Origin of the sequence: Flagellimonas flava (genome assembly GCF_050617915.1) — a bacterium.
Lineage (GTDB): Bacteria > Bacteroidota > Bacteroidia > Flavobacteriales > Flavobacteriaceae > Flagellimonas > Flagellimonas flava_A.
The window spans coordinates 1-239 of record NZ_JBODQE010000162.1; the positions used below are offsets into that span (position 1 = coordinate 1).

General features: G+C 55.2%; 1 pseudogene. It reads right to left on the minus strand.

The window, feature by feature from the left end:
• A pseudogene (locus ACRHOZ_RS21400) lies at positions 1–239 on the minus strand (TonB-dependent siderophore receptor); the annotation flags it as partial.

Sequence of the window (239 nt, forward strand, 5' to 3'; positions counted from 1 at the left end):
CGTTGTCTTCGGCAAACAGGGAGAAGATCTCGGCCTTTGAGTATGGGCTACGGCCGGTGCTGTCATAGCCGTCGATATCGCCGCCCATAAAGGTCTGGGTATTTGACGCCAAATCCTTCATCCGCTGCTGATTCCACTCGGAGCCCAGCGTCAGGTTCTGGTTAAACACCAGATCCAGCGGGATGTTAACTTCGCTGTGCAGCATCACGTCGGCGAGGTCGATATCGCTGAACTGGTTG